Raw genomic sequence first — 26,055 nt, 5'->3', positions numbered from 1 at the left:
CGGCAGGACGCGGCTTGGATAATTTGCACGTTGCGAGCCAACTTTGTGTTGGTTCGGACTTGTGGGGGTATAGCTCAGCTGGGAGAGCGCTGCAATGGCATTGCAGAGGTCAGCGGTTCGAACCCGCTTACCTCCACCAATCAAGAAAGGCAAGTGAGTTGACTGCTCGCTTGCCTTTTTTCGTGCCCGAATCTTTGCTGCATCAAAGTGGTTCGGTCCAAAACCATTTCTGGTTGTGGACAGACATGCAGTAGTTTCACGCCGAGCCGCGCGGTCGCGGAGACCGTTTAGTGGCGCGGCGTCATTTTCTCAGTGTGACGGACTGGGTTGTTGTCTCACCATGCCCTATGAAGACCTGCGCGAGTTTATCCGGGATTTGGAGCAGGCCGGGGAACTCAAGCGCATCAAAACACCGGTGTCCTGCCACCTCGAAATTACCGAAATCACCGACCGCGTGTCGAAGGCCGGCGGGCCGGCGCTGCTGTTCGAGAACGTCGAGGAGTCGCCCATTCCAGTGCTCATCAATGCCTTGGGCAGCCGGCGGCGGATGCTTATGGCTTTGGGAGTCAAGAGCTACGCCGACATTGCCGGACGCCTCAACGAGATTCTGGATTTCAAATCGCCGCAGGGCATTCTGGAAAAGGTCAAGCTGTTGCCCAAGTTTGCCGAACTGGGAGCGGTTTTTCCAAAACGGGTGAAGCGTGGGCCCTGTCAGGAAATCGTGTTGCAGGAAGGTGAGTTCGACCTGCGTCGCCTGCCCGTGCTCCAGTGCTGGCCCGAAGACGGCGGCCGCTTCATCACCTTCCCACTGGTGTTTACGTCCCACCCCGTCACAGGACGGCGCAATGTCGGGATGTACCGCATGCAACTGTACGACGCCTGTACGACCGGCATGCACTGGCAGATTCACAAGCATGGCGCTTCGCACTGGCGCACGGCGCTGGAGCGCGGTGAACGCATGCCCGTGGCCGTGGCCATTGGCGGCGACCCCATTCTGACCTTTGCTGCCATTTTCCCGTTGCCGGATGATGTGGATGAAATGCTGCTGGCCGGTTTCCTGCGCGGAAAGCCGGTGCCGATGGTCAAGTGCCTGACAAATGATCTGGAAGTCCCGGCCACGGCGGAAATCGTTTTGGAAGGCTACGTTGACCCGCAGGAACTCCGTACTGAAGGGCCCTTTGGCGATCACACCGGCTTTTACACGGAGGCAGACAACTATCCCGTCTTTCACGTCACCTGTGTCACCCACCGCCGCAGTCCGATTTACCAGACGACGATTGTCGGACGGCCGCCGATGGAAGACTGCTGGATGGGGGAAGCCGTCGGGGAGATTGCCAAGCCGGTGTTGCGTCGGCAGTTCCCGGAAATCGTGGACATGCACCTGCCCTTTGAGGGCGTGTTTCACAACCTGGCAATTGTTTCCATCAGGAAGGCCTATCCGGGGCACGCCCGCAAAATCATGAATGCCCTGTGGGGAACCGGGCAGCTTATGTTTACGAAGGTCGTCATCGTGGTGGACGACGATGTGCCGGTTCAGGACCCGAGCTATGTGGCCTGGTACGTCCTCAACAACATTGACCCGGAGCGTGACATCCAGTTTACCCTCGGCCCGGTGGACGCCCTCGACCATGCTTCCCGGTTGCCGGCCTACGGCTCGAAGATGGGCATTGACGCCACACGCAAGTGGCCGAGTGAGGGCTTTACCCGCCCCTGGCCGCGGGAAAACCGTATGACGGCCGAGATTCAGCGCAAGGTGGATGAAAAATGGCGCACGCTTTTTGGGAAGTAGCCCGGCGTCCGGTGCCGTGGCTGCTTGCCGTTCTGGTGAGTTGCCTGACAACTTGGGCGGCTCCGGCCGATGACCCGCTGGATGTTCTCGACTACCAGATTGATGCCGAGATCATTCCCGCCACGCAAACCTTTGTCGCCCGCGCCAAAGTCAGGATGGATGCCCGGCGACCTGTGCAGTCGGTCGTGTTTGAATTCAATGGGGCGCTGGAAGTCCGGCGCGTTCTGGATGAGAACCTTCAGCCGCTTCAGTTTACCCAGGACCGGCTCCGCGATCTCGATCTGCGGATTGCGCTCCCACGGGCAACCACGCCCGGTACACCCTTCGTCGTCATTGTCGAGTATGCCGGGCAGCTTCTGTCGGCCGAAGGTGGCGTGCTGACCAACAAGCGCCTGGCCTACGTTGGTCAGGACGGTGGGAGTTATCTGCTCTACGGCGGACGCTGGTTCCCCTTCCACGGCTATGCGGCCGATACGGCAACCTTTACGCTGAACCTGACCGTTCCCGATGGATTGACGGTAGTGGGTTACGGATTTCAGGCGAAACAGCCGGTGACAGGGCCGGGAGTGCCGTCCCTGGAACCGGAGCGGCGTCCCGCTCCGGCGCCGGCCACGCCGCGTCCGTCCCCGCGCCCATCACCGCGGCCGCGCCCACGGCGGCCGTCAAATGCCTTTTTGCCGTCCCTTCCGGTTGCCATGCGCGGAGCCGATGTGCCACAAGCCGCACCGACATTGCCCGCCGGGACGGGGCCGCGCACCCGCTGGTCGTTTGCTTCGGCCAAAAGTGTCCTGTTCGGGAATCTGGCCGTCGGTCGCTACCAGGTGCAGACCCGGCAGCAGGGAGAGACGGAAATCCGGGTGTATGTCCGTCCCGGTAATGAAGCCCGTGCTGCCGAGTATGCCGACATCGCTGTGCAGGCGCTTGAGCGTTACGAACGGAGCTTCGGCCCCTATGCTTTCGGGCCTACACTGGCGATGGCGGAAATTGACGACGAAAGTCTGGAGAGTTCCACCAGCGCCGGTGTAACCCTGCTGGCTTCCCGGCTGTTTCGGACCCGTGAGCTGCCCCGTGAACTGCTCTGCCGCGAAGTGGCGTTCCAGTGGTGGGGGCAGGGCGTCGTGCTCAAATCGTTTGACGACGCCTGGCTTTCCCAGGGATTGGCCACCTACGCCTACCTGCTGGTTGAGGAAACCCGGCGCAACGACGCGGAATTCCGCGAACTGGTCCGCGATTTTTTGGAACGCGCGCTGGCGTTTGAATCACAGTCGTCGCTGCGGCGCGCACCGGCGGAACTCGATGACCAGTCGGCGGCTTATCGCTCGATTATGTTTTACAAGGGGGCGTTTGTCTTTCGGATGCTGCGCGTCCTGTTGGGTGATGAAACGTTCTTCCGGTTGCTGGCAACCTGTTACACCCAGTATCTCGGCCGGAACATCAGCCTGAGCGATTTTGAAAACCTTGCCACGCAGACGGCCGGACAGGACCTGCGCTGGTTCTTTGCCCTGTGGGTGGATTCGACGGGTGTTCCCGAATTCGTCCCTGATTACAAGATTCTGCGGATTCCGGGCGGCACCTACCGCATGCGCGGTACGCTTGAACAAAAGCTGGAAGGCTTTCGCATGCCGGTTGAGGTGACACTGGAGACCAAGGGCAGCGCGGAACGGGCCACGCTCCAGTTTGACGGACGGGAAGCCAGCTTCAGTCTGACCTCCACTTCTGAGCCGCGTGACCTGTTGATTGACCCGGATGTGAAGATTCTCCGCACTTCTGATGAACTGCGCGTGGCGGTTGTTGTGCGGCGTGGCATCCAGCACATCGAAGATGGCGAGCTGGCCGAAGCCCAGCAGCAGTTCGAGGCGGCGATTCGCGTCAATCGCCGCAGCAGTTGGGCATGGTACAATCTTGGCCTGCTGTATCTAAGCCAGCGAAACTATGAAAAAGCCCGCGATGCCTTTGATGAGGCGCTTGATGGCGATTTGCGTCCACGGTGGGTTGAGTCATGGGCAGCGCTCAAGAAGGGCAATGCGTACGATGCGCTGGGACAGCGCGACCGTGCCGTGGCCGAGTACAAGAAGGTCATTGAAGACGGTGATGACGCGGCTGCCCGTCAGCAGGCCCAGCAGTATCTTGAACGGCCGTTCCGCCCCGAACCATAGAAGCTCCGGTTTGTTCTGAAGTCCCTATGGTCTCGAAATCGGCTGCACTCAAAATCGGCGTCCTACTCGGCTGTATTCTGCTGGCCGGCTTGGTGTGGTGGGTCTGGCAACGGCAGGTGGACGAACTGCGCACCTACGCCCCAGACCTGTCGCAGGTGGCTTATGTGGGATCGGAAAGCTGCCGGGCCTGTCACCAGGACCAGTTTGCCCACTGGTCACAATCGCATCACCACAAAATGACGCAACCGGCGACCCCGGAAACTGTGGTGGGTGATTTCAACAACGCCACCTACACCTATCAGGGGGTTACTTCGCGGATGTTCCGGCAGGGTGATGAATTTTTCATGGAAACGCTCGATCCGAGCGGCCGCATGGGCGTGGCAAAAATCGTTCGCACCATCGGGTCGCGTCGTTTCCAGCAGTATGTCACCCAAGTCGGGACAACCTTTTACCGCCTGCCTATTGCCTGGAACATCGAGAAAAAATACTGGTTCAACCTGCAGGGGCTGTTTCTGCACCCGGATTTGCCCGATTTCAGCCGCCACACCAGTGTGTGGAACAACAACTGCATCTTTTGCCACAACGTCAAGGGCAGGCCCGGCATGGACCTGAAAACCGGGCAGTTTACCAACACCAGTGTCGAGGAACTGGGCATCGGCTGCGAAGCGTGCCACGGCCCCGGAAAGCTGCACGTTGAAAAAAATCAGTCCTTTGGCTGGACCTGGCTACGCCGGCAGGCACGGGCAGATGATCCGACGATTGTCAACCAGGCGAAGCGGGACAAGCACACCAACACCCAGGTGTGCGGTCACTGCCATGGGCAACGGCTGCCCGTCGAGATCAACAACATCCGGGAAATTATGGCCAAAGGCGATCCCTACACGCCCGGTGAGGATTTGTCGAAATACTACCGCCCGCTGGACATCACAGCCAAAGTCGGCAACTACAGTTTTGCACCACGTTTCTATCCCGACGGCACGCCGCGCCTGACAGCTTACGAGTATCAGGGGCTGCTGATGAGCAAGTGCCACACCGAAGGCAACATGACCTGTGTGAGCTGCCACGATGTTCACAAAGGACGCCAGCAATCCCTGATGCACGATGAGATGCGGGGGAACAAGTCCTGTACCCAGTGCCATGCCAGCATTGCCGCCAACCTTGAAGCCCACACGCATCACCGGGCCGACAGCAGCGGCAGCGCCTGCTACGAATGCCACCGGCCGCGTATTTCCTTTGGGTTGCTCACTGCCAAACGAACCCACCGCATTCTGAACCCTGAGCCGGACAAGAGCCTTTCGACCAACATGCCGAACGGGTGCAACATGTGTCATCCGGGCGAAAGTGCCGACTGGGCGGCGCGCTACATGACGCAGTGGTACGGGTCCCGGTATGCGCTCTCTGCCGCAAATGCGGCACGCCCGGAAGCCAGGATTGCGGAAATCGTACGGGAACTCTTCAGCCGTGACCCCTCGGCGCGGATCACGGCTGCGTGGGCTTTGGGAACGAGCGGTGCTGATGGGCGCGCCCGTGATCGCAAATGGGCGATTCCTTTTCTCATTGAGGCGCTGCGCGACCGCTATCCGGCCGTCCGGTACTTCGCCTACGATGCCCTGCGCAGTGTTTCAGGGGAAGACTTCGGATTCTTTTACCTGGCCGATGAACGTGATCGGGAGGCGGTCATTGCGCGGTACGCCGCGTGGTGGCGGACCTTGCCCAAAGGGGCGGACTGGGTTCGCCCGGCCAGCGTACCCCTTGATACCAACTGGCAGATTCCAGCCGCCCGACTCGCGGCTTTCCGCGCTGAACTGGGCAAAACCGAGGCCATTGACATTGGCGAGTAGGCGTTGGACTGGCTATGCCTCAGTGGGAAGCCGACGAAAACCTGTGATTTCGAGGAAGCCAAGGGCAAGGTTGACCAGCCCGATGCCAGTGACCGCGCCGCGCACGTAACCGCTCTGGACAATGGCCGCAAGCTGACTGCCTGGGAAACGGGCCGTCAACCAGAACAGAAAGAAGTTGTTTTCCCAGTAGTTCGTCCACGGGATGATGGCCAGCAGCAGCCCAACCTCAAAACACAGGGCAATGAAGAGAATGGCGGTCAGCTTGACGGACACGGGGCAAAGGCGTCAGGTGTGTGGGGGTAGTGTTTGACCGTCAATGTTTGACACGTCGCCGGAGTTCAGCGAGTTTCTCGGCGACTTCGCGGTAGTTGATGTCCACGGCATAGACCATTTCAAAGACTTCGAGGGCCTGGTCGTAGCGTCCCATCTGCTCGTAGGCCAGTCCCAGATCATACCGCATCGCCTGGTATTCATCTTCCGTCCGTCCGGGGGCTTCGACGCCACGCTTGAACCACACCGTGGCCAGTTGTGGTTCGTTTTTGGCCATAAAGCACAGCCCCAGCATGTTACAGACTTGGAAGTAGTGGGGGTCAGGAGAGTTAGGGTCGGTGCCGCGAAAAGCGGTCTGGAATTCCTCGATAGCCTCATCAAAGAGGTCCATGTCCTTATAGGCCAGGCCGAGGTTATAGTGGGTTTCAAAGTCTGGTGTGGCCTCGGTATCCACTTCCACACTTTGCTTGAATTCGTCAAAGACATCCTGAAGCCCGGACTCGCCCAGGAAGAGCGGACCGGTCGGCGTCTTGTCGGTTGCAGCTTCGGGTTTGGTTGACAGATTGGTGACGGCCGGTGCATCGAAGTGGCCCATTTCGAGTTCTTCGAGAGCCTTTTCGAGTTCGCTCACCAGTCCGTTCATCAGCGACCCGATGGATTCCGGTTTGGAGACGGGAACTTCGGCAGGCGCATCCGTCGGAACGGCCAGGCTCTTCAGTGTTGGCTCGGACGCCTTGGGCTGCACGGGGGCCTGAACTTTGGCGAGAAGGGCAAGAATTTCAGGGTGGTTGGGGAAGTCCAAACTCAGCTTGGTCAGATTGTCGCGGGCAATGTCATAGAACCCCTGCTCAATGTAAAAGTTCACGCCCTCCAACTGCTCACGCAATTTTTCTTCTGTCATGGAGACAGAAACTTCGCCGGGTTGATCCTTGCGCAGGTCAAAGGTTGGAACCTGAACCGTGAATGGTTCTTCCGGCGGCTGCGTTGCCGGAAAATGGGCTGGGCCGGAATAAATCGCGTCAGTCGGAATGACGAAGCCATCGCCGCTCGTGTAGCCAAAATCACTGCCGGCCGGACTGCTGGTGCTGGACGGGGCTGAGGCGGCGAAGGGGGCCGGTGCCGGGGCCTGTACCTCGCCGCTGATGTCTATCTCGACTTCATCCCCACCTGATGGCGGTGGTGAACTGACAGTTGCGGATGACAGGTCAAAGCTCCCTCCGGCTGGGATGGAACCGGCTGCCTGCTGGGCTTCCTGCTGGAAACGTTGGCTTTGGGCGTAATCCCCCTGTTGGGCATACAGTGAGGCGAGGACTGTCGCCTGTTGGGCAGCTTCCTGTGGCTGTCCGATGTCGGTGTAAAGCTGTTTGAGAAGCAGCCGCAGCTCAATGCTGTGTGGTGCCTGCTGGACGGCTTCGTGAAGCAGGTGGATAGCCTGATCCGGCATACCCAGGTTGGCAAAACGCTCGGCATCAGCTTTGAGCCGCCGCGCCCCTTCCGGGAGCACCTCAGTTGTGGGTGGGATATAACCGCCGACCAGCGGTGGAGGTGCGCCAAATGGCCCGAAGCTGCCGCTTGGAGTCCCCATGCCGCTGCTGCCCTGCACGCCAAAACCGCCGCTTTGCATGCCGTTGAACCCGCTTTCAAAGCCGGTTCCCGGCGCTTGTGGGGTAAAGTTTCCCGAAGCTGGCGAAGTAAAGTCCGTCCAATCACCAGTCGTCCCACCAAAGCCAAAGCCAGGTGCTCCAGACGGATGGTAGGCCAGTGTTTCTTGGGGTTGAAAACCTGACCCGGAGGTGTAGCCAAAGTCGTTCGCTGGTCCGGCGGTTGGTGTAAGGGGTTGATTTACCGTCGGAATATCAACGAACTCCACGCGCTGTCCAACGCCACCGGCGTACACCGGAGCGTTGATCAAACGGTCACGTTCGGCGATGGTCGGGCTGACGGTGCTCGTGAAGCCCCAGGCCTGCATCAGTTCCAGATGGGCCGGCTCATTCGGCTCAAGTTCGATGAGTTCTTTGAGTGCCTGTTCGGCGATGTCGCGCTTGTTGTGGTGCATGGCCGCCTGGGCCAGGGACTTGAGCGCCTCCGGTAACTCATTGCTTTCGCCGAGTCGCTTGTAGAGCAGCACCAGACACTGATGAGCCGCAATGTGATATGGCTCAGTTTCAAGAATGGATTTGAGCAGTTCCACGCCGCGCGTTTCCTGCCGCCGGGTGACCATCGGCTCGACACACTGCTCGATCAGGCTTACAGCCCGGTCGTGATAACCGCGTTCGGCGAATTTCTGGGCCAGTGTCAAAACGTATTCAAAGCGGGTTTTATCCACTTTGAGGAGCTTGAGCAGCGCTTTTTCAGCCTCTTCCAGCAACTCGGCCTGAAGGTAGATGCGTCCGCTGAGGATGAGCAGGTCGGTGTCGTCCGGGCGTTGTCGCACCACCTTGTCGAGCAGCTCAACCGCCCGGCCGGGATCACCCTGCTTGATGTAAATCGTAGCCAGAGAGTTGAGGGCAGGGGTGCTCGTCGGATTCAGTTCAAGGACACGCTGAAAAACCTGTTGGGCTTCGACCAGGCTGGACTTGCGAATGAGCTGTGAGCCGGCGGCAATGTAGGCTTCAATGGCCTTCTCCGTCATGCCTTCCCGCTGGTAATTCTCGGCAAGACGCAACCGCGCGGGAACATTTTCGGGATCGAGGTCGGCAACGCGCTGCAAGAGTTCAAGCGCCTGCTGACTGCGGCCATTTTTGGTGTAGTAATCGGCCAGTTCAAGGTACTGCTTGCGCGCTTCGACAATCAGATTCTGGCGAATGTACAGTTCCGCCAGTTTCAGCGCGACATCGGCGTTACCGGGAGCCAGTTTGTAGATTTTCTTGTACACCGCGATTGCCCGCGGCGTGTGCCCATCGCGCAGCGTCGCTTCAGCCAACTTGACAAAGGTGATAATGGCATCGTCATTCCGCCCGTCCCGGACATACAAATCGCCAAGAATGTTGAGCAAATTGGTGTCGCCCGGATTCGATGCGACCAGGTTTTCATACTCCTTGATCGCAAGCTTGACTTTGCCTTGTTGAACGAGCTTCTCGGCTTTTCGTAAATCGTTGGCTTTTGTATAGGACATGGCGTGGCTCCCGTCGCGGTAAACGCCGCTGAAAGATATTGCGACGATAGAAGCTCAAGGCTGATAGGTGGGTGACGGTATCACAAAGAATATACCGTGTCAAACGCCGGAAAGCTGGGTCAATTTGTTATAAATTGTTTGTAATCAAAGTTTTAGAGACTTCGTTCAAGGTGCTTGGGGACAACGCCCCGAAAGGTCAGCCGGTGAACGGGGCTGGGGCCACAACGGCGAAGTTGCTGCTGATGGTAGGCCGTCCCATACCCTTTATGACGTGAAAAACCATACATGGGGTATTGGGCATCAAGCTTCTCCATGAGCCGGTCACGGTACACCTTGGCGATGATGGAAGCGGCGGCAATCGAGACGGAGCGCGCGTCGCCCTGCACGACCGACTGTTGAGGGATGGGGACGTTCGGAAGGGAGAGGGCGTCGAGGAGCAGTACATCCGGTCGGGGAGACAGCGCCGCCAGCGCCTGCTGCATAGCCTGCCGGGTGGCTTCCAGGATGTTGATGCGGTCAATGACCGCCGCCTCCACGACACCGATGCCGATGCCATAGGCCGCGGCTTCGATCCGGGGGACAAGCCGTTCCCGTTGCGCTGGCGTCAGTTGCTTGGAATCCTGAAGCCCGGCCGGGATGGTCTCCGGGTTGAGCACCACGGCCGCGGCGACGACAGGGCCAGCCCAGGCGCCACGCCCGGCTTCGTCCACACCGGCAATATGGTTCAGTCCCCTGGCCCAGTAGGGCGCTTCAAACTCAGTGGTCGGGTACGCCCGGTGTGCCATTTCAGTCTTTCCGGTGTTGCCAGCAGTAGCCCGTGGCACCACTGACCCACCGCTGGCAGGGGGTGCCTTTTTTGGTCGGAGCACCACAGCGGTGGCGCTCGCGGGAAAGGGTTGTACCAGCGGTTTCCCGACTGGTCTCTGGGCCAACCGGGGGGCTGCCGGTAAGTGCCTGCGCCGTGGTGAGCGGCGGCAGGGGCGGTGGCGGTTGAACGGCCTGCCAAACCACTTGTCCGGCACCCAGCGAGAGTCCCAGACAGACGCCTAACCCAAAGGTTTTCCAGTGAAAACCACCAATGCGATAACCACAAGCGGCGCAACGGCGGCCGCGCAGTGTCTCCCGCCCACGCGCACGCTGCCCGTCAGCCGGCAACGGTAAGGACTCACCACAGGCCGGGCAAAAGTTGGCCGGGCAAAAGCTGGAACGTGGCATGAACTCAGTCGCTCCGTGGGCAAGGTCTGTAAGGGGCAGTGTGCCGAATCGGTCGCTGGTTTGGGAAGGGTTTGCAGCGCCGGTTGGCAATGATAGGGTACGCCAGCATACATAAACCGTTGCATCCGGCTGCAACGGAGACGCTGGTCACTGGTCAAACCCCATGGTGCCTTTTGAGCAACTGCTTGCCTGGAGTGTGAAAATCGCCATCGGCTTCGTCCTGCTCATGACGACGGTGGCCTATTTGTCGCTCATCGAGCGCCGACTGCTGGCCTTCATTCAGATGCGCTATGGTCCCAATCGGGTCGGGCCGTTCGGGCTGTTTCAACCCATCGCCGATGGGCTGAAGTTCATTTTCAAGGAAGATGTTATTCCACTGGATGCCGACAAGTTTCTTTACGTTATGGCTCCGGCACTGTCGCTGGTGCCGGCGCTCATGACCTTTGTGCTGATTCCAGTCGGTGGGGAAGTGACCGTGCCTTTTCTGGACCGGCCCATAACGCTCTACGTCACGAGTATCAATGTGGGCTTGCTGGCCGTGCTGGCGATGACGGGCATGGGGGTCTATGGCATCGTCATGGCCGGCTATGCCTCGAATAACAAGTACAGCCTGCTCGGCGGGCTGCGTTCCTCGGCGCAACTGGTGAGCTATGAGCTGGCGATGTCTCTGTCCATCATCGGGGTGCTGATTCAGGCCGGTTCGCTCGATCTCGTCACCATTGTGGAACGGCAGGGCGGCGCGTGGGGGCTGGGCTGGCACGTCTTCTGGTTTCAACCGATCGGCTTTTTCGTGTTCCTCATCAGCATGATTGCGGAGACCAACCGCGCCCCCTTTGACTTGCCCGAAGCCGAAAGTGAACTTGTGGCGGGCTTTCACACCGAATACAGCTCCATGAAGTTTGCCATGTTCTTCATTGCGGAGTACGCCAACATGGTCACGGCAGCGGCCATGGCCACGACCCTGTTCCTGGGGGGCTGGCAGGGGCCGGGCGTGGCGCAGATACCGTGGTTGGGGCCGGTGTACTTCGTACTGAAAATGGCCCTGTTTTTGTTTCTTTATGTCTGGCTGCGGGCTTCGTCGCCGCGCCTGCGGTATGACCAGTTGATGAATTTTGGCTGGAAGTTCCTGCTCCCGCTGGCTCTGGTCAATGTCGTTCTGTCGGCCACGCTGGGACTATGGTTTTAGTTGTCTCCCCACTCGTGTTCAGGTGCCCGGCCTGGCAGGTCTCCACGGATGCCGCGTTATCTCGATCTTCGCTTTCGGCTGGCTGCCCTGCTTTCCATTGTCATCATTGGCATGGTGGCGGTGCTGTATGAACTCAACCGCCGTGCTGAACGCCAGATTTTGGCACAGGTCGAAGCCCAGACTGCACAACTGACGACGGCGCTGGAAGTCGGCCTGCAGAGCATCAGCACAAGCGACTACCTGGATGATTTCATCCGGTCACGCCGCCTGACGCCCAGCCAACTCCAGCGTATCCGGCGGATTGCCATCGTGGACGCGAATGGCCTGGTAACAGACAGCACCCTGCGGGCGGAGCGCGGACAGCGGCTAGCACTCCCGACCGATGAAAGCCTGGTACAGGAAGGCGATCCGCTGGCGGCGAACACCACAGAAAACAGTCTGGCCAGAACGGTGTTCATTCCTTTTCAGGCCCTGGGCAAAGACGGGGCGCCGGAGCGCAACTACGTGGTGGTGACGATTTCAGCCCAGACGTTGGCGGAGACCATTGCCACGACTTCGCGCCAGCGGCTGCTGGCCACCGGTGCGGCGCTCCTGGTCGCGTTGGTTGTCGCGGTTGCCCTGGTGTGGCGCTTCACGCAGCCGATTGGCGATCTTGTGACGGCCACGCGCCGGATTGAAGCTGGCGACCTGACGGTGCAACTGCGGCTCAACCGACGGGACGAAATCGGCCTGCTGGCAGTGCGCTTCAATGCCATGGTGGTGCGCCTGCGCGAAGTCCGGGAACTGGAAGAACGTCTCAATCAGGCCGAACGGGCGGCCGTCGTCGGCCGGCTGGCTTCCGGCATTGCCCACGAAATCCGCAACCCGCTCAACTTCATCAACCTCACCATGGATCACATTCGCACCCGCTATGCACCTTCCGATGCGGCTGAACGCGCCACCTTCGAGCGGCTGACCGCAGCCGTCAAGGACGAGATTGCGCGCCTCAACACGCTGGTGACGAATGTGCTGCGCATTGGCCGTCCGGCTACGCTTTCACTGCGTCCGGTCCGGCTGGGCGAATTGATTGCGGCCGTACTCGACGTGGTTCGCTCCAAAGCCGAGGCCCAGCAGGTCTCCCTGATCTGTGTGGATGAAACCGGCGGGATGCCCATCGAAGCGGATGCCGACTCGCTCAAATCGTGCTTCTCAAACCTTGTCATCAATGCCATCGAGGCCATGCCTCACGGCGGCGAACTGCATCTGCGCATTACACCCACGGCCACCGGGCAGGCGGTTCAGGTACGGGACAGCGGGCTGGGGATTGCGCCCAATGATCTGGAGCACATCTTTGACCCGTACTTTTCGACCAAAGACACCGGCATCGGGTTGGGGCTGGCCGTAACGCGCCAGATCATCCTGGATCACGGCGGCACGATTACCGTCGAAAGCACGCCAGGGCAGGGGACAACCTTCACCGTGACGCTTCCCCATCGCCCGACGCCACCCGGCTAGCCAGTCCGGGCTTTTCGGAGTCATTTCCTTCGCCAGGCATTTGCGGCATTATCCGCCGTCTGTGACGCGCATTTTGAATACAAGCGTTTTTTTTGAACAGGGGGAAAGTTTGCAATGAAGGGCGTAATCCTGGCCGGTGGACTTGGGACGCGGCTGTATCCGCTGACCAAGGTAACAAACAAGCACCTGCTGCCGGTCTATGACCGGCCGATGATTTACTACCCGATTCAGACACTGGTTGAAGCCGGTGTGGATGATGTCCTGCTGGTGACGGGCGGCAACAAGGCCGGCGACTTTCTGCAACTGCTGGGCAACGGCAAGGAACATGGTCTCAAGCGGTTGAGCTACACCTATCAGCAGGGTGAAGGCGGCATTGCCGATGCCCTGGCGCTGGCGGAAGACTTTGCCGACGGCGGTCCCATTGTTGTCATGTTGGGTGACAATGTGATTGAGAAAAGCATTGCCGGCCCGGTCGCACGGTTTCGGGAGCAGGGGCGCGGGGCCCGGATTCTGCTCAAGGAAGTTCCCGATCCACAGCGTTTTGGCGTACCCACCCTGAAGGGCTCGCAGGTCGTGCGCATTGATGAAAAGCCGGCGCAACCGGCATCGCCCTACGCTGTGACCGGCATTTACATGTATGATGCCACCGTCTTTGACATCATCCGCACGCTCACGCCAAGCCAGCGGGGGGAACTTGAAATCACAGATGTCAACAACGCCTACATCGCGCGTGGAGAACTCACCTGGGAAGTCCTCGATGGCTGGTGGACCGATGCCGGAACTTTCGAGAGCCTGCATCTTGCCTCCAATCTTGTCGCGGCGATGCGCCTGGCCGCCGCCCCACACTGACCATGAACTTCATTCCGACGGAGCTACCGGGTGTCATCCTGATTGAGCCACAGGTCTTCCGGGACGAACGTGGTTTTTTCCTGGAAACCTACCATGCGGCCAAGTTTGCCCAGGCCGGCCTGGATGTGACCTTTGTCCAGGACAATCACTCGCGTTCGGTGCAGGGCACGCTGCGCGGTCTTCATGCCCAGTGGCGGCGGCCGCAGGGTAAGCTCGTCCGGGTCATTGCGGGGGAAATTTTTGATGTCGTGGTGGACATCCGTCTGGATTCGCCGACCTTTGGACGGTGGCTGGGCGTGCGCCTGTCGGCTGAAAACTTTCGCCAACTCTATGTTCCACAGGGCTTTGTCCATGGGTTTTGCGTGGTGAGTGACATGGCGGAAGTCCTTTACAAGTGCACGGCGCTCTATGACCCCGGTGATGAGATTGGCGTCATCTGGAATGATCCCGAAATTGGCATTGACTGGGGGATTGAGTCGCCGTTGTTGTCGGAAAAGGACCGGCGGCTGCCAACCTTGCGCACGCTCGTGCAGCAGTTGCAACAAGCGCCGGACGGCGTATGAAGCGTCCGACGCCAGTGTTTGCCGGTGTGCCGGTGGCCAACCTCACGCTGGATGAAACCTTGGCCCAGGTTGCCACCTGGCTGCAGGAGCCGGATTTTCGCCGCATGGCAGTGGTCAATGCCGCGATTCTGCTGGATGTCGAGCGCGATGCCGGGTTTCAGACGGCCCTCGCCACGGCTGATCTGGTGACGGCCGATGGCATGTCGGTTGTATGGGCCACGTGGTGGTTGCCTTTTTTGGGCGGGCGGCTGGTGGCGCGGGTGGCGGCGCCCGAGGTCATGGAGGGGGTTCTCGCCTGGTGTGCGCACCATGGACAGCGCATCTACCTGCTTGGTGCCACGGGGGAAGTCGTCACGGCCGTCTGTGAGCGGTTGCAGCAGCGTTTTCCCACCTTGTCCATTGCCGGCGCGCAGGATGGCTACTTCCCGGAAGCTGCTTCGTCCGCCGTGGCCGCGGCCATCCGCAGTGCCCGCGCTGACGTGCTTTTTGTCGCTATGGGTTCGCCCAAACAGGAGTTGTGGCTGGCCCGTTACGGCCCGCAGACCGGGGTACGGTTTGCGCTTGGCGTCGGCGGCTACTTCGATATTCTGGCCGGAAAACGCAAGCGTGCGCCGCGCTGGATGCAGTCCTGTGGCCTGGAGTGGAGCTTTCGACTGATGCAGGAGCCACGACGGCTGTGGCGGCGGTATCTCATTGGCAATCTGGCCTTTCTGGGGTTTCTTCGGCGTGAGCGCCGACGGGCAGCAGACCGGCAATTGGCCAACCGGTTATCCGTAGGCCAGCCATCAGGGGAGAAAACATCATGAAACACTGGCGGGTAGGTATTCTGGGCGCGACCGGCACGGTTGGGCAGCGTTTCGTTCAACTTCTGGAGCAGCATCCGTGGTTTACCATCACGGCTGTTGCGGCTTCGGACCGCTCCGAAGGCAAGCGGTATGGAGATGCCGTTGCCTGGAAGCTTCCGACGCCTCTGCCGGCGCGGATTGCGGAACTGACCCTGGCGCCGTGCCGGCCGCCGCTGGACTGCGACCTGGTGTTCTCCAGCCTGCCGGGTGATATGGCTGCGGAAACAGAAGTGGCTTTTGCTGCTGCCGGCTACCCGGTCATCAGCAATTCAAGCGCCCACCGCATGGCCCCCGATGTGCCGCTGCTCGTACCGGAAATCAATCCCGAACATGTGCGTCTCATCCCGCTCCAGCAGCAGCGTCGGGATTGGACGCGCGGTTTTCTCGTCACCAATCCCAACTGCACGACCTTGGCGCTGGTGCTTCCGTTGGCGGCGCTGGAACGGGCTTTTGGGGTGGAGATGGTTGTGGTGTCAACGATGCAGGCCATTTCGGGGGCTGGCTATCCGGGGGTGGCGTCGCTGGACATTGTGGACAATGTCATTCCCTACATCGCCGGTGAAGAAGACAAGGTGGAGTCCGAGCCGCGCAAAATCCTGGGGCAGCTTGTCGGTGACCGGATTGAGCCGGCGGTGCTGCGGCTCAGTGCCCATTGCCACCGCGTGGCCGTGACCGACGGACATCTCTGCGCTGCTTCCATCAAGCTCCGGCAGCCGGCAACCGTGGATGAAGTCAGTGCGGCTCTGGAGGCTTTTCGCGGGCCGGCGGAAGTTGCGGCGCTGCCCAGCGCACCGGCGCGTCCCATCGTGCTGCGGCGTGAGCCGGACCGTCCACAGCCCCGCCTGGACCGCGATCTGGAACGCGGCATGGCCAGCATCGTGGGACGGGTGCGCCCTGACCCGCTGCTGGACATCAAACTGACGATTCTCGGCCACAATACGGTACGCGGTGCGGCTGGCGCAGCGGTACTCAACGCAGAGTTCTTGGCCGCAACGGGCTGCTTCACCTAGAGTAGTCAGACGGCGCGGGCTGTATCTTTTACCAAACTGGCGATAAACCTATGCCTGACCGGCCGGCCTCTCCTGAACGCGAAGACCCAAGTGATCAGCCGCCTGACGAGCATCCAACCGGGGTGACGGCCCGGCGGCAGCTTATGTTCCCGGACGCCGTGGCGCGGGACAACCAGGTGCGCTCGCGGATTCCACTGGTGGCAGAGGCACCAGTCTTTGAGTTTGAACCGGTCGCGCCCCCAGAGCCTTCCGGGTTTCCAAGGCTGCCGCGCCGGTGGCGGATACGCCTGCGCCAGTTTGTCCGCAGGTATGTTGTATGGTTTGTTGTTACTCTGTTGCTGGCGGTGGCAGCGGTGGTGATTGTGTCGTTTGTTTCTCCGACGCCCAAACCGCCGACCCTGCCCCCACCCACCCGGCGGTAACGGGACTTTTGGAGGCCAGCCGAAACGTGCAGGAAGCAGCGTCAATGGAGTGGTCGGCACGTCCGCGCGGATGGATTGAAGTCATTGCTGGCGGGATGTTCTCCGGGAAAACCGAGGCGCTCATCACACGTCTGCGGCGGGCGCTGATTGCGCGGCAGAATGTCCAGGCGTTCAAGCCCCGGCTCGATGACCGGTATGAAGCCAACTTCATCGTGTCGCACAGCCGCCTGCGGATCGAAACCCAGGTCGTCGAAAGCGCCGAGGACATTCTGGAGTGTCTGCGGCCGGAAACCCAGGTCGTGGGCATTGATGAGGGGCAATTTCTGGGGGCAGGGCTGGTGTCCGTCTGTCATCAACTGGCCCAGGAAGGGCGGCGGGTCATTGTGGCAGCTCTGGACCTGGACTACCGTGGGGAGCCGTTTGAGCCAATTCCCCATTTGCTGGCAATGGCGGAATACGTGAGCAAGCCACAGGCAATCTGCGTCGTCTGCGGGCATCCAGCCAACTTTTCCCAGCGGCTCATCGCCGACGAGCGGCGGGTGGTTGTTGGGGCGGAAGGGCTGTACGAGGCGCGCTGTCGCCGGTGTTTTGTCCCCTATCCGGTGCGCCCCTCGGAAGCCGTAACCTGGGAAACGACGAAGGATAGCTGAAGGCACGATGCAGTCTGGCGCGTATCGGGTCGGGATGGGTTATGACATCCATCGTCTGGTGGAAGGTCGCCCGTTGATTCTGGGTGGTGTGACTATTCCCTATGAGCGCGGGTTGCTCGGTCATTCAGATGCCGATGCGCTGGCGCATGCCATCACTGATGCCCTGCTGGGGGCGCTGGCGCTGGGTGATATTGGTACGCATTTCCCGGACACTGACCCACAGTGGGCCGGCGCTGACAGCCTGACGCTGCTGCACCAGACCGTGGCGCTTGTGGCTTCCCGTGGCTTTGAAGTGGTCAATGTGGACGCCTCCATTCTGGCCGAGCGCCCGAAGCTGATGCCCTACATCCAGTCCATGCGGGAGCGTCTGGCGGCTGTCCTCCGCCTGCCCTGTGATGCGGTCAGCGTCAAGGCAAAAACGAATGAGGGGCAGGATGCTGTTGGCCGGCGGGAGGCCATTGCCGTCCACGCGGTTGTCCTGGTGGCACAGCGCAGCGAAACCGTGGATGCCACAGCACCTACGTAACCTCAAATCTGTCTGAAGGAAATACACCATGTCTGCCACCCGTCACCTGCTGACGCTCGATGAACTCAGCCAGCTTCCGCATTGGGCGGCTGAAATGGGGCGCAAGTATTTTTCCGGCGAGGCGAGCCATTTCCTGCTGCACCACAACGTCTATGACCTGGCACGCGCCAAGCGTGGCTATGTTGGACTGGTGACTTTTCTTCAGCAGGAGATGCTGGGGAACAAACACATCGTGCTCTATAACCGCAGTGAGGGAATTTCCTTTGGCTCACAGGAAGCCGAACGCCAGTTTCTGGCAACCTTGCGGGTTGCCAATCCACTTGCCGATACGAAGACCCTGACGGCGCTCCCGCGTGATCCAGTGCCGGCGCTGGGGTTGATTGAGCGGTTTCTCTACGCTGGTGATCAGGTGGCGGTCATCATCAACTTTCTGGAGACGCTTGTACCGGCCGGCGAAATGACTCACCTGAGCAGTGATGAGCGAAACCTGCTTGTGATGTTTCAGCGATGGCTGACGAGTTCCCGTCTGCTCAATTCTGATAACATCGTTTTGTTCATCACAGAAAACCTGTCAGATGTGGCCCAGCGATTCCGTGAGAATTCGCGGCTGACAATCATTCGCGTTCCATACCCGGATCATGCGGAACGGCTTGATTACATCCGCTACGAGCTGGCGGAGATTGCCAAACGACGTAATGGCCGCTCCGAAAAAGAAATCGAACAGCTCAAAGCTGATTTCAAAGCCAAGGCCGAACGTATCTTGCGCGAGGAAGGCGTTGACCGGCTCAACGAAGAAACCAAAAAGTTCAATGAGCAGCTTGAGAAGATGAAAGCCGAGATGGGGAACAGTGTCCTTGGTCTCAAAATGCAGATCAGCGATGAGCAGCTTGCTCACCTGACTTCCGGTCTGAACCGGGTTCACATCTCCTCTATTCTCAAAAATGCAACGCTTAGTGACGAGGGGTTGACGATTGATCTGGTACGTGCCAAGAAAAAATCCATTATCGAGGCTGAGTGTGTCGGTCTGATTGAGTTTGTGACGCCGAAATACGGGCTTGACCATGTTGGTGGCTTCGAGAAAGCCAAGGCGTATCTCCGCAACATTGCTGAAGTCATCCGCAACGGTGAAACCGAAGAAGCTCCCATGGGGATTCTTATCTCCGGCCCGGTGGGAACCGGAAAAACCTTTCTGGCAGAAGCCTTTGCCAAGGATTGTGGGCTGAACGTCGTCGAATTCAAGAACTTCCGGGACAAGTGGGTTGGTTCTTCGGAATCCAATCTTGAAAAGATTCTCAATCTCATCCAGACGCTGGCACCAATTGTTGTCTTGATTGATGAGGCTGATGCTACACTGGGGAACCGGGATAGTGGCGGAGACAGCGGCGTGGACAAGCGCATCTTTTCCAAGATTGCAGCCGCGATGGGAGACACCGACAATCGCGGACGCATTCTCTGGATATTGATGACCTCACGGCCTGACCTGCTTCCCATTGACCTGAAGCGGCAGGGAAGGTGTGAGGAGCATATCTCGCTGTTTTACCCAGAGTCTGAAGCCGATCGCCTGGCTATTATTGAGGCTATGGTCAGGAAAAACCGGATTGCCCATCATGTTACCGATTGGTCGCCGATTACAAAAAGTGATCTGAAGCTTTCGGGGGCGGATATTGAGTCTATTCTCATCCGCTGCCGACGGGTGGCGCGGCAAGCCGGGCGCAAGGAAGTTAGCCCGGAAGATGTCCGTGCTGTCGCCCAGGAATTCACTCCAGCTCGGGACGAAGTTGCTATCGAGTATCAAACTCTGGTTGCGGTACGGGAAGCCACCTCGCGCGATATGCTACCCGAAGCCTTTCGGCATCTTTCGCCGGCGGAAATCAGCCAGCGCATTGAGCAGCTTCGGCCCATGGTGCGCTAGGCTGAGGTAAGTCAAACTTGGGATCAGTCTAGTGGTTGCCGGGGCTGGGGACTTGAAGATTTCTGCGCGTTACCAAATAGATTGTGCCGTCTGAAAACTCAGCTACTGGCCTGATTTCAGGATTCTAATGTAGTCTGTCAAGAATTTCCAGGCAGTCACCAAGATAGCCTTGCTTAAAGCATATCAGATATGCTCTTCCTGCTTCTGGCCAGTTCGGGTGAAACTGAATAGACAGGCGTCCAGCCCGGATTTTGGTAAGGAAGTATAGTCCCTCAGGGTCATTAGTATAGACATGTAGTTGGAGTAATTCCTCGCGTGCTTGACGAACGTAGGCAATAGTCTCGCTGGTTTGCCAGTGAACGGATTGATAGCCTAAGCCTTCTCTGCGAACCTCGAGTCCAAATTTCAATGTGGAGATCGCTGGGTAAGTAAACCAGGCTATCAGTCCTGGAACAACTAGCCAAGGCCGGACTCGCTTGGAGATTTTGTCCATTAATTGGAGATAAATTCGACGATAGAAGAAATCTATTAGCACAATCCCCAAAGGGATGAAGATAGGTGAAAGTAGCCTATTGTCAATTAGATTTTGGTGGGTACTCACGCATGCAATGAAGAGAAGTAATAAGTATAAAAAAATGAAAACTACTAGTGACAAAACTCTTAAATTCGCAATTTCTTTTACGCTGATAACAAGAAGTATGAAGATTAGCAGAAACGCAACTAAGAACAAGAGAGTTTTATTTTGGAAGTAGTTCACTGGAAAAATAAACCAGCTAGTAACAGCATTGACAAAACCTAAGCTGTGTTCACTAAAGCTGTGAAGAGGATTTCCTGAACGACCAAAGAAGGTTCGGGAAAGTATATAGTTCCTCATTCCCCATAGGTAAAGTGGGAAAGAAGAGATAAACAAGAATGTATATATTTCGTTCCTTTTTTTTTTTTACTATATCTTCCTTAGCTTTAAAAATCAATAAACTTAGGAATGAAATTAAAGCGAAAATACCTACGTAACGTGTCATACAAGCGAGACTAATAAAAAAAGAAGATACTAATAAGTATTTTTTGTCTTCATAGTCAATAAACTTGAGCATATAAAAAAAGCGACACTTAGGAAGAGTATAAAGGTAGGCTCACTCCAAGCATAAACAAATGTCTGAAAGGTTGGTATCCCAAATATAATCGAAAAGCAAACAAACAGCGAAATTGGAAAAGAGTTTGTAATTAAGAATGTAAGGTTTCCAGATATAAAAGTAGCAAAGACTATAATTAGAAGATTAAGAAATAACGCAGATGTTTTTAGGTCTAAACCAAGCAAGAAGCTCAAAGTGGCAACAGCCAAAGGGTATAGTGGTGGTTGTGCAACGAAAGGTTCACCTGAGTAACAAATAAAGCCCTTTCCTTCAAGTAAGTTACCGGCAACTGCCAAGTATCCTGCTGAATCCGGTGAGAGTCCAATCCCGTGCTGAGACATAACAAACCATAGCCAGCCAGCGCCAAGCAGGCCAATGAGCATGAACCATATTTGCTGTTTCCAACCAAGTCGCGGATGGGGTACGGAGAGTGCTTCGGATGTTATCACGTCAATCATGTAACCTTTGAGAATTTGGCTTGATTCGGGAAGGCAGCATTCTCTGAAGTTGTGTACATAGTTAATCAAACGAGCAGGTACTGTCAAGAAAAACACCATTGCTATGGATTATTCTACCGACCAGCATATTGAATAGTTAGTATTGCAAAAAAAAACAGAGGAGGCTTTCAGGGGCGGATATTGAGCCTATTCTCATCCGCTGCCGGGTGGCGCGGCAAGCTGGGCACAAGGAAGTTAGCCCGGAAGACGTACGTGCTGTAGCCCAGGAATTTACCCCGGCCCGGGATGAAGTGGCCATCGAGTACTAAACCTTGGTTGCCTTACGGGAAGCGACCTCATGTGACATGCTGCCGGAAGCCTCCCGGCATCTTTCGCCGGCGGAAATCAGCCAGCACATTGAGCAGCTCCGGCCTATGGTACGCTAAGACCAAGGCTAACCCAAGTTGATTGTGGTGATCAGCCTAGAATCCTAGATTTTTCTCCGTGTCATCAGATAGATTGCACCATCAGAGAATTCGGCTATTAGATTGATGTCAGGATCATAGGCTGATTTAAGAGTACCTAAGCAGTCACTGAGGTAGTCCTCCTTGAAGCAAATCAGATACACTTGTTCTGCTTCTAACCAAGTTGGATCGCTGGTATAAGCTATCAGATTAGATTGCACACATCTTAGACGTCCAGCTTGAATTTGCGCAAAAAAATACACTGCCTCGGGTTGGTTGGTATAGATGGGTAGCTGTACGAGATGTTTGTGGGCTTGGCGAGCATAGGCTATCGTTTCACTTTGTTGCCAGTGAGTGGCATGATAGCCCAGCCCTTCTCGGTAAGACTCGAGTCCGAGTGCCAGTGTGAAAACTATAGGATAGGTAAACCAGATTACATAACTCAAAGCGGTCGGTAAAAAATGCATTTTCTTGGGTATCTTATTTACTACTCGTATGTAGATTCGATGGTAGAATAGATCTAGTAGTACGATTGCTAGTGGAATAAAAATAGGCGAAAGCAGTCTATTACCTATTAGATCTGTCTGGGTGTTCACGCAGGTAATAAATAGAAAGAGAGAGTAAGCATAAATAAGTATTATTAAGGCAAGAGTTTTTAGATTCTTGCCATGATTCAGTGCGGTGATAGAAAGTATAGAGGATAGTAGTGCAATTGCTATCAGAAAAATCAGTATTTTATTCTGGAAGTAATTTACAGGGAGAATAAACCAACTGGTTATGGCTTCACTAAAACCAAAGGCGTGTTCACCTATGCCGTAAAGTGATCTATTCGAGCGACCAAAGAAAGACCCAGAGAGATTATAGTTTCTCACAGCCCAAAAGCAAATTGGAGAAGAGGAAATGAATAAAAACAAGCATATTTCATTTCTTCTTTTTATAACTTTCTTTTCAATGGCGAGAAGTAGCAGCATGAGAAACGCTATTATTATGAAAATGCCTACGTAGCGGGTTATAGTCAAAAAACCAACAGAGATTGAGCAAATTACCAGATATTTTTTCTTATCAGAATCAATAAATTTCACCATGTAAAGGAGGGCAAAGGTCAACAAAAATATAAAAAGTGGTTCGCTCCAAGCATAAGTAAATACATGATTTATTGGTACTCCAAATACTATTGAAAAACAGACGAATAGTGATACTAAAAATGATTTTGTAATTAAGAATGCTAATTTCCCAGATACATAAGTAGTAAGAGGTAAAAGTAAAAGATTAAGCAGTAAAGTAGACTTAACAGGACTTAATCCAGAGAAAAAACTAAAAGCGGCTATAGCTATAGGGTACATTGGTGGCTGCACGATAAAAAGCTCGCCGTTATAGGAGATAAAGCCTTTCCCTTTGAGTAGGTTTTCGGCAACTGCCATGTACCCTACTGAATCCGGTGAGATTCCAATCCCATGCCGAAATGTAGCAAACCACAACCAGAAAGAACCAATTAAACCGATGAATACAAACCAAACTTGTTGTTTCCAGTTAAGTTGTGAGTTTAGTAGACTGGATTCTGTAGATATTATCATGTCGCTTAATCACTCCCCAAACCCAAGAATCACATAAAAGGATGCCTGCTTACAGGACGTTAGATCAGAACCGAAAGCTGACCTCACGCCTAAGAGACCGGTGCTATATTGATGAGGTTTTGCTCTTTTATGAGTTGTCTTTCTGATAGGCTACACATCATTGTAGTAGTTGATCGGTGTAAAAAGTTACTTAATGAGGCACTAATGTTGGAGATGCAAGAAGGGATTTGTGTATCACCAGATAGATTTCACCGTCGGAAAACTGGGCCAGTGGCCTGATGTCGGCCGCCTGGCGGAGTCCTTCGATGATGTCCAAGCACCCACCACGGTAGGCATGCTTGAAGCGAATCAGGTACGCCTGCCCTGACTCCGGCCAGGTTGAACGAAACCGAAAGGGAAGGTGCTCGGCCCGGATGTGGGCCAGAAAGTACAGTCCTTCGGGGTCGTTGGTATAAATGGGTAGCCGGATGAGTCGCTCACGCGCCTGGCGGACTTGAGCCAGGGTCGGGCTGGTCTGCCAGTAAATGGCGTGGTAGCCCTTGCCTTCTTGGCGTACCTCAAATCCAAGTGTCAGTGTAGAAAGTACCGGATGGGTAAACCAGATCACTGCTCCCAAGATAATGAGCCGGGATTGTGCACTACTGGAGACCTTGCTTTTTAGATATGGGTAGAGCACCTTGTTTGAAAAGTTTAACAAGACGATGACCAAAGGTATAAAAACTGGAGAGAGCAAGCGGTTGTCAATTGGATCGTATGCAAAACGCACGGAAGAAATAAAGACAAAAAGTGAATATGTGAAAACGAAGATTACAAGAGACAATATATTGGTATCTTTTATCTGATAGATACACGCAGTGGAAACTGCAAAGGTCAAAAAAATAAGTATCAGGATTAAGATAATGTCATTTTGCAAAGCATCTGTCTGGACAATGAACCAACCGGAAAAGGTGTCAAAAAATAGAAAAATAATCTCATTCGGTCTCAGAGAAGCCATGGTTCTTGGGCCAAAAGGAGTACCAGATAGAATGTAGTTTCTCAGTATCCAAAGAGATATAGGCAAGGATGAGATGTATAAAAAAGCAACAATTCGATATGTTTTTTTCTGCAATTTTTCACCCGGCGTTAGAATCAGAAATAATAGAAATGAAAAAACAGAAAAAAGTCCCGCGTAACGAACCATGCACGAACAGGCTAGATAAAGAGAGCATACTAGTAAGTCTTTTTTATCCTTGGATGAGACAAAGCCAATCAGGTTCAGGAATGCCAGAATTGTAAGGAGAATGAAAAGTATTTCACTCCAGGCGAAAACAGAAACCCAAGTGATTGGTACACCCAGGATAACCGAGATACAAACGGCGATTGAGATAGGAAAGGATTTTGTGATCAGGATGGCAAGCCGGCCAGAGAAGTAGGCAACGGCGACGAAAAGGAGAAGGTTGATCAGGAGAGCCGATGTCGCCGGGGTGGAGCCAAGCAGGAAACTTATTGTGGCGATTACTAAAGGATACAGTGGTGGCTGGAGGACGAAAGGCTCGCCCCGGTAGGAGAGAAAGCCCTTACCTTCAAGCAGGTGCTGGGCAACTGCCAGATAGCCTACCGAATCTGGTGAAAGCCCGATCCCGTGCCGGGACATGGCAAACCATAGCCAGCCGGTGCCAACCAACCCGATGAGACCAAACCACACGTGCTGTTTCCAGACCGGGGACAGGCACAGTGCGTCAGGCGCAGTCGGCGTCATTGGTCCAGAACGTTCAATTTGGGGGAATTCAGCTTTATTTTCGGAAGCCAATGGCACCTCTTAAGCTATCCACACAGGGAGTCAAGTGCCAGTGTCAGCGAGGGAAAAATGCGGGCGGTGCGAGCTTGAATTTCAGGTGATGGCGCCTTGAAGTCGGGCACCATGATGACCGTGACACCGGCAGCATAGGCTGCCTGGACACCCGGTTCGGAATCCTCAAAAGCCAGCACATCCCGGGGCAATACACCCAGCCGTTCACAGGCTGCCAAGTAAATGTCCGGCGCCGGTTTGGGACGTGGTACCTCGTCGCCAGTCACAATAATGTGAAAGTGCCGATCCAACCCCGTGCGCGCCAAACGCTGCCGGGCTGCCGGGCGGTGCGTTGAGGTCGCCAGCGCCTTGGGCAACAGTTGGGCATCCACGGCCGCGATCATCTCCCACGCGCCCGGCTTGACAGGAATGGGCGCTTCGGCAAAGCAGACCGTCTCGTAGTGCAGCACGCGCTCGTGAAAATCCGGCATCGGAACCTGATCGCCGAAATGCTCCAGCACAATCTGAAGGGCATCGGCACGGGAACGTCCCACGAGCTGTTCATAAAAGTGTGGCGTAATGACAAAACCACAATCTGCCGCCGCCCGCTGCCACGACTGGCAGTACAGGGTTTCCGTATCAATCAGCAGGCCATCCATATCGAAGATGACCGCTGCAAAATCGCTCAACTTCATAACGCTGGAAATAAATACGAGCCTGACTCTGCCAGCAAGTCAGTGGAACTTACCAACCGGATTGTCCGGCCGGATGGGTCTCGACTATCGTAACCCGAATCAGGGCTGTCCTGTGGAAAGCTTTTCCCGCCAACGGATGTATCT

At 56.2% G+C, this 26,055-nt stretch carries 21 protein-coding genes and 1 tRNA gene; 14 read left to right on the top strand and 8 right to left on the bottom strand.

Going from position 1 to position 26,055, the window contains the following annotated elements; translation table 11 throughout:
* The first annotated feature begins 63 nt into the window (after positions 1-63).
* From J8C01_RS08265 to J8C01_RS08250, 4 genes are all read left to right on the top strand, one after another.
* Positions 64-139: transfer RNA gene (locus tag J8C01_RS08265), tRNA-Ala, on the top strand.
* Between the two features lie 201 nt (positions 140-340).
* Positions 341-1,789 carry a menaquinone biosynthesis decarboxylase gene (locus J8C01_RS08260; protein ID WP_211431601.1) on the top strand — a complete coding sequence of 483 codons (1,449 nt, stop codon included), beginning with the start codon at positions 341-343 and terminating at the stop codon, positions 1,787-1,789.
* Positions 1,765-3,945, top strand: a complete 2,181-nt coding sequence (locus J8C01_RS08255) for a M1 family metallopeptidase (RefSeq protein ID WP_211431600.1) — start codon at positions 1,765-1,767, stop codon at positions 3,943-3,945. The genes J8C01_RS08260 and J8C01_RS08255 overlap by 25 nt, the downstream gene beginning before the upstream one ends.
* Before the next feature lie 26 nt (positions 3,946-3,971).
* Positions 3,972-5,786, top strand: a complete 1,815-nt coding sequence (locus tag J8C01_RS08250) for a multiheme c-type cytochrome (protein WP_014100158.1) — start codon at positions 3,972-3,974, stop codon at positions 5,784-5,786.
* A 12-nt stretch (positions 5,787-5,798) separates the two neighbouring features.
* Here the strand turns inward: J8C01_RS08250 and J8C01_RS08245 are convergent, their stop codons facing one another.
* The 4 genes from J8C01_RS08245 to J8C01_RS08230 form a co-directional block, all read right to left on the bottom strand.
* Positions 5,799-6,059 (bottom strand): hypothetical protein, encoded by a 261-nt coding sequence (locus tag J8C01_RS08245; protein WP_014100157.1) that lies wholly within the window; start codon positions 6,057-6,059, stop codon positions 5,799-5,801.
* 40 nt (positions 6,060-6,099) lie between these two features.
* The gene (locus tag J8C01_RS08240) at positions 6,100-9,171 is read right to left on the bottom strand and encodes a tetratricopeptide repeat protein (protein ID WP_211431599.1); all 3,072 of its coding nucleotides are present in this window, start codon (positions 9,169-9,171) and stop codon (positions 6,100-6,102) included.
* A gap of 152 nt (positions 9,172-9,323) precedes the next feature.
* Positions 9,324-9,956: a ribonuclease HII gene (locus J8C01_RS08235; RefSeq protein WP_211431598.1), complete on the bottom strand. Its 633-nt coding sequence runs from the start codon at positions 9,954-9,956 to the stop codon at positions 9,324-9,326.
* A gap of 1 nt (position 9,957) precedes the next feature.
* A complete protein-coding gene (locus tag J8C01_RS08230) occupies positions 9,958-10,386 on the bottom strand; it encodes a hypothetical protein (protein ID WP_148263991.1) in 429 nt (142 codons plus the stop codon).
* 163 nt (positions 10,387-10,549) lie between these two features.
* On the opposite strand from J8C01_RS08230, the gene nuoH reads away from it, so the two are divergent.
* The 10 genes from nuoH (at position 10,550) to J8C01_RS08180 (ending at position 19,843) form a co-directional block, all read left to right on the top strand.
* A complete protein-coding gene (nuoH, locus tag J8C01_RS08225; protein WP_014100153.1) occupies positions 10,550-11,572 on the top strand; it encodes an NADH-quinone oxidoreductase subunit NuoH in 1,023 nt (340 codons plus the stop codon).
* Positions 11,573-11,620: 48 nt separating this feature from the next.
* Positions 11,621-13,066, top strand: a complete 1,446-nt coding sequence (locus tag J8C01_RS08220; RefSeq protein ID WP_211431597.1) for a sensor histidine kinase — start codon at positions 11,621-11,623, stop codon at positions 13,064-13,066.
* Positions 13,067-13,180: 114 nt separating this feature from the next.
* Complete coding sequence (locus J8C01_RS08215) at positions 13,181-13,915, top strand: sugar phosphate nucleotidyltransferase (protein ID WP_014100151.1); 735 nt, start codon at positions 13,181-13,183, stop codon at positions 13,913-13,915.
* Between the two features lie 2 nt (positions 13,916-13,917).
* Positions 13,918-14,478, top strand: a complete 561-nt coding sequence (rfbC, locus tag J8C01_RS08210) for a dTDP-4-dehydrorhamnose 3,5-epimerase (protein WP_211431596.1) — start codon at positions 13,918-13,920, stop codon at positions 14,476-14,478.
* Positions 14,475-15,284 carry a WecB/TagA/CpsF family glycosyltransferase gene (locus J8C01_RS08205; RefSeq protein WP_014100149.1) on the top strand — a complete coding sequence of 270 codons (810 nt, stop codon included), beginning with the start codon at positions 14,475-14,477 and terminating at the stop codon, positions 15,282-15,284. Before rfbC ends, J8C01_RS08205 begins: the two co-directional genes overlap by 4 nt.
* Entirely contained in the window at positions 15,281-16,333 is a 1,053-nt protein-coding gene (asd, locus tag J8C01_RS08200; RefSeq protein ID WP_211431595.1) for an aspartate-semialdehyde dehydrogenase, read from the top strand. The genes J8C01_RS08205 and asd overlap by 4 nt, the downstream gene beginning before the upstream one ends.
* 50 nt (positions 16,334-16,383) lie before the next feature.
* Positions 16,384-16,755, top strand: coding sequence for a hypothetical protein (locus tag J8C01_RS08195; protein WP_014100147.1), 372 nt, complete (start codon positions 16,384-16,386; stop codon positions 16,753-16,755).
* A 44-nt stretch (positions 16,756-16,799) separates the two neighbouring features.
* Positions 16,800-17,405 (top strand): thymidine kinase, encoded by a 606-nt coding sequence (locus J8C01_RS08190; RefSeq protein ID WP_211431594.1) that lies wholly within the window; start codon positions 16,800-16,802, stop codon positions 17,403-17,405.
* Positions 17,406-17,412: 7 nt separating this feature from the next.
* Entirely contained in the window at positions 17,413-17,931 is a 519-nt protein-coding gene (gene ispF / locus J8C01_RS08185) for a 2-C-methyl-D-erythritol 2,4-cyclodiphosphate synthase (protein ID WP_211431593.1), read from the top strand.
* Between the two features lie 28 nt (positions 17,932-17,959).
* Positions 17,960-19,843, top strand: coding sequence for an ATP-binding protein (locus tag J8C01_RS08180; protein ID WP_211431592.1), 1,884 nt, complete (start codon positions 17,960-17,962; stop codon positions 19,841-19,843).
* A 1,048-nt stretch (positions 19,844-20,891) separates the two neighbouring features.
* Here J8C01_RS08180 and J8C01_RS08170 read toward each other — a convergent pair.
* From J8C01_RS08170 to J8C01_RS08155, 4 genes are all read right to left on the bottom strand, one after another.
* Positions 20,892-21,356, bottom strand: a complete 465-nt coding sequence (locus J8C01_RS08170; protein WP_211432729.1) for a hypothetical protein — start codon at positions 21,354-21,356, stop codon at positions 20,892-20,894.
* Positions 21,357-21,900: 544 nt separating this feature from the next.
* Positions 21,901-23,448, bottom strand: coding sequence for an ArnT family glycosyltransferase (locus tag J8C01_RS08165; protein ID WP_211431590.1), 1,548 nt, complete (start codon positions 23,446-23,448; stop codon positions 21,901-21,903).
* 190 nt (positions 23,449-23,638) lie between these two features.
* Positions 23,639-25,237: an ArnT family glycosyltransferase gene (locus J8C01_RS08160; protein WP_211431589.1), complete on the bottom strand. Its 1,599-nt coding sequence runs from the start codon at positions 25,235-25,237 to the stop codon at positions 23,639-23,641.
* Between the two features lie 14 nt (positions 25,238-25,251).
* Entirely contained in the window at positions 25,252-25,911 is a 660-nt protein-coding gene (locus tag J8C01_RS08155; RefSeq protein WP_014100139.1) for an HAD family hydrolase, read from the bottom strand.
* Positions 25,912-26,055 lie beyond the last annotated feature (144 nt).

It is taken from the genome of Chloracidobacterium sp. D, from assembly GCF_018304685.1.
In the GTDB taxonomy this organism is placed as follows: domain Bacteria; phylum Acidobacteriota; class Blastocatellia; order Chloracidobacteriales; family Chloracidobacteriaceae; genus Chloracidobacterium; species Chloracidobacterium thermophilum.
This window is presented reverse-complemented; position numbering and strand designations above follow the sequence as displayed.

Coding starts and splice junctions, on each gene's coding strand:
- J8C01_RS08260 (WP_211431601.1), top strand. CDS start 341: ATGCCCTATGAAGACCTGCGCGAGTTTATCCGGGATTTGGAGCAGGCC.
- J8C01_RS08205 (WP_014100149.1), top strand. CDS start 14,475: ATGAAGCGTCCGACGCCAGTGTTTGCCGGTGTGCCGGTGGCCAACCTC.
- J8C01_RS08250 (WP_014100158.1), top strand. CDS start 3,972: ATGGTCTCGAAATCGGCTGCACTCAAAATCGGCGTCCTACTCGGCTGT.
- ispF (WP_211431593.1), top strand. CDS start 17,413: ATGCAGTCTGGCGCGTATCGGGTCGGGATGGGTTATGACATCCATCGT.
- J8C01_RS08155 (WP_014100139.1), bottom strand. CDS start 25,911: ATGAAGTTGAGCGATTTTGCAGCGGTCATCTTCGATATGGATGGCCTG.
- J8C01_RS08240 (WP_211431599.1), bottom strand. CDS start 9,171: ATGTCCTATACAAAAGCCAACGATTTACGAAAAGCCGAGAAGCTCGTT.
- J8C01_RS08165 (WP_211431590.1), bottom strand. CDS start 23,448: ATGATAATATCTACAGAATCCAGTCTACTAAACTCACAACTTAACTGG.
- J8C01_RS08255 (WP_211431600.1), top strand. CDS start 1,765: ATGGCGCACGCTTTTTGGGAAGTAGCCCGGCGTCCGGTGCCGTGGCTG.
- J8C01_RS08190 (WP_211431594.1), top strand. CDS start 16,800: ATGGAGTGGTCGGCACGTCCGCGCGGATGGATTGAAGTCATTGCTGGC.
- rfbC (WP_211431596.1), top strand. CDS start 13,918: ATGAACTTCATTCCGACGGAGCTACCGGGTGTCATCCTGATTGAGCCA.
- asd (WP_211431595.1), top strand. CDS start 15,281: ATGAAACACTGGCGGGTAGGTATTCTGGGCGCGACCGGCACGGTTGGG.
- nuoH (WP_014100153.1), top strand. CDS start 10,550: ATGGTGCCTTTTGAGCAACTGCTTGCCTGGAGTGTGAAAATCGCCATC.
- J8C01_RS08230 (WP_148263991.1), bottom strand. CDS start 10,386: ATGCCACGTTCCAGCTTTTGCCCGGCCAACTTTTGCCCGGCCTGTGGT.
- J8C01_RS08235 (WP_211431598.1), bottom strand. CDS start 9,956: ATGGCACACCGGGCGTACCCGACCACTGAGTTTGAAGCGCCCTACTGG.
- J8C01_RS08220 (WP_211431597.1), top strand. CDS start 11,621: ATGCCGCGTTATCTCGATCTTCGCTTTCGGCTGGCTGCCCTGCTTTCC.
- J8C01_RS08180 (WP_211431592.1), top strand. CDS start 17,960: ATGTCTGCCACCCGTCACCTGCTGACGCTCGATGAACTCAGCCAGCTT.
- J8C01_RS08215 (WP_014100151.1), top strand. CDS start 13,181: ATGAAGGGCGTAATCCTGGCCGGTGGACTTGGGACGCGGCTGTATCCG.
- J8C01_RS08170 (WP_211432729.1), bottom strand. CDS start 21,356: ATGCTCATTGGCCTGCTTGGCGCTGGCTGGCTATGGTTTGTTATGTCT.
- J8C01_RS08195 (WP_014100147.1), top strand. CDS start 16,384: ATGCCTGACCGGCCGGCCTCTCCTGAACGCGAAGACCCAAGTGATCAG.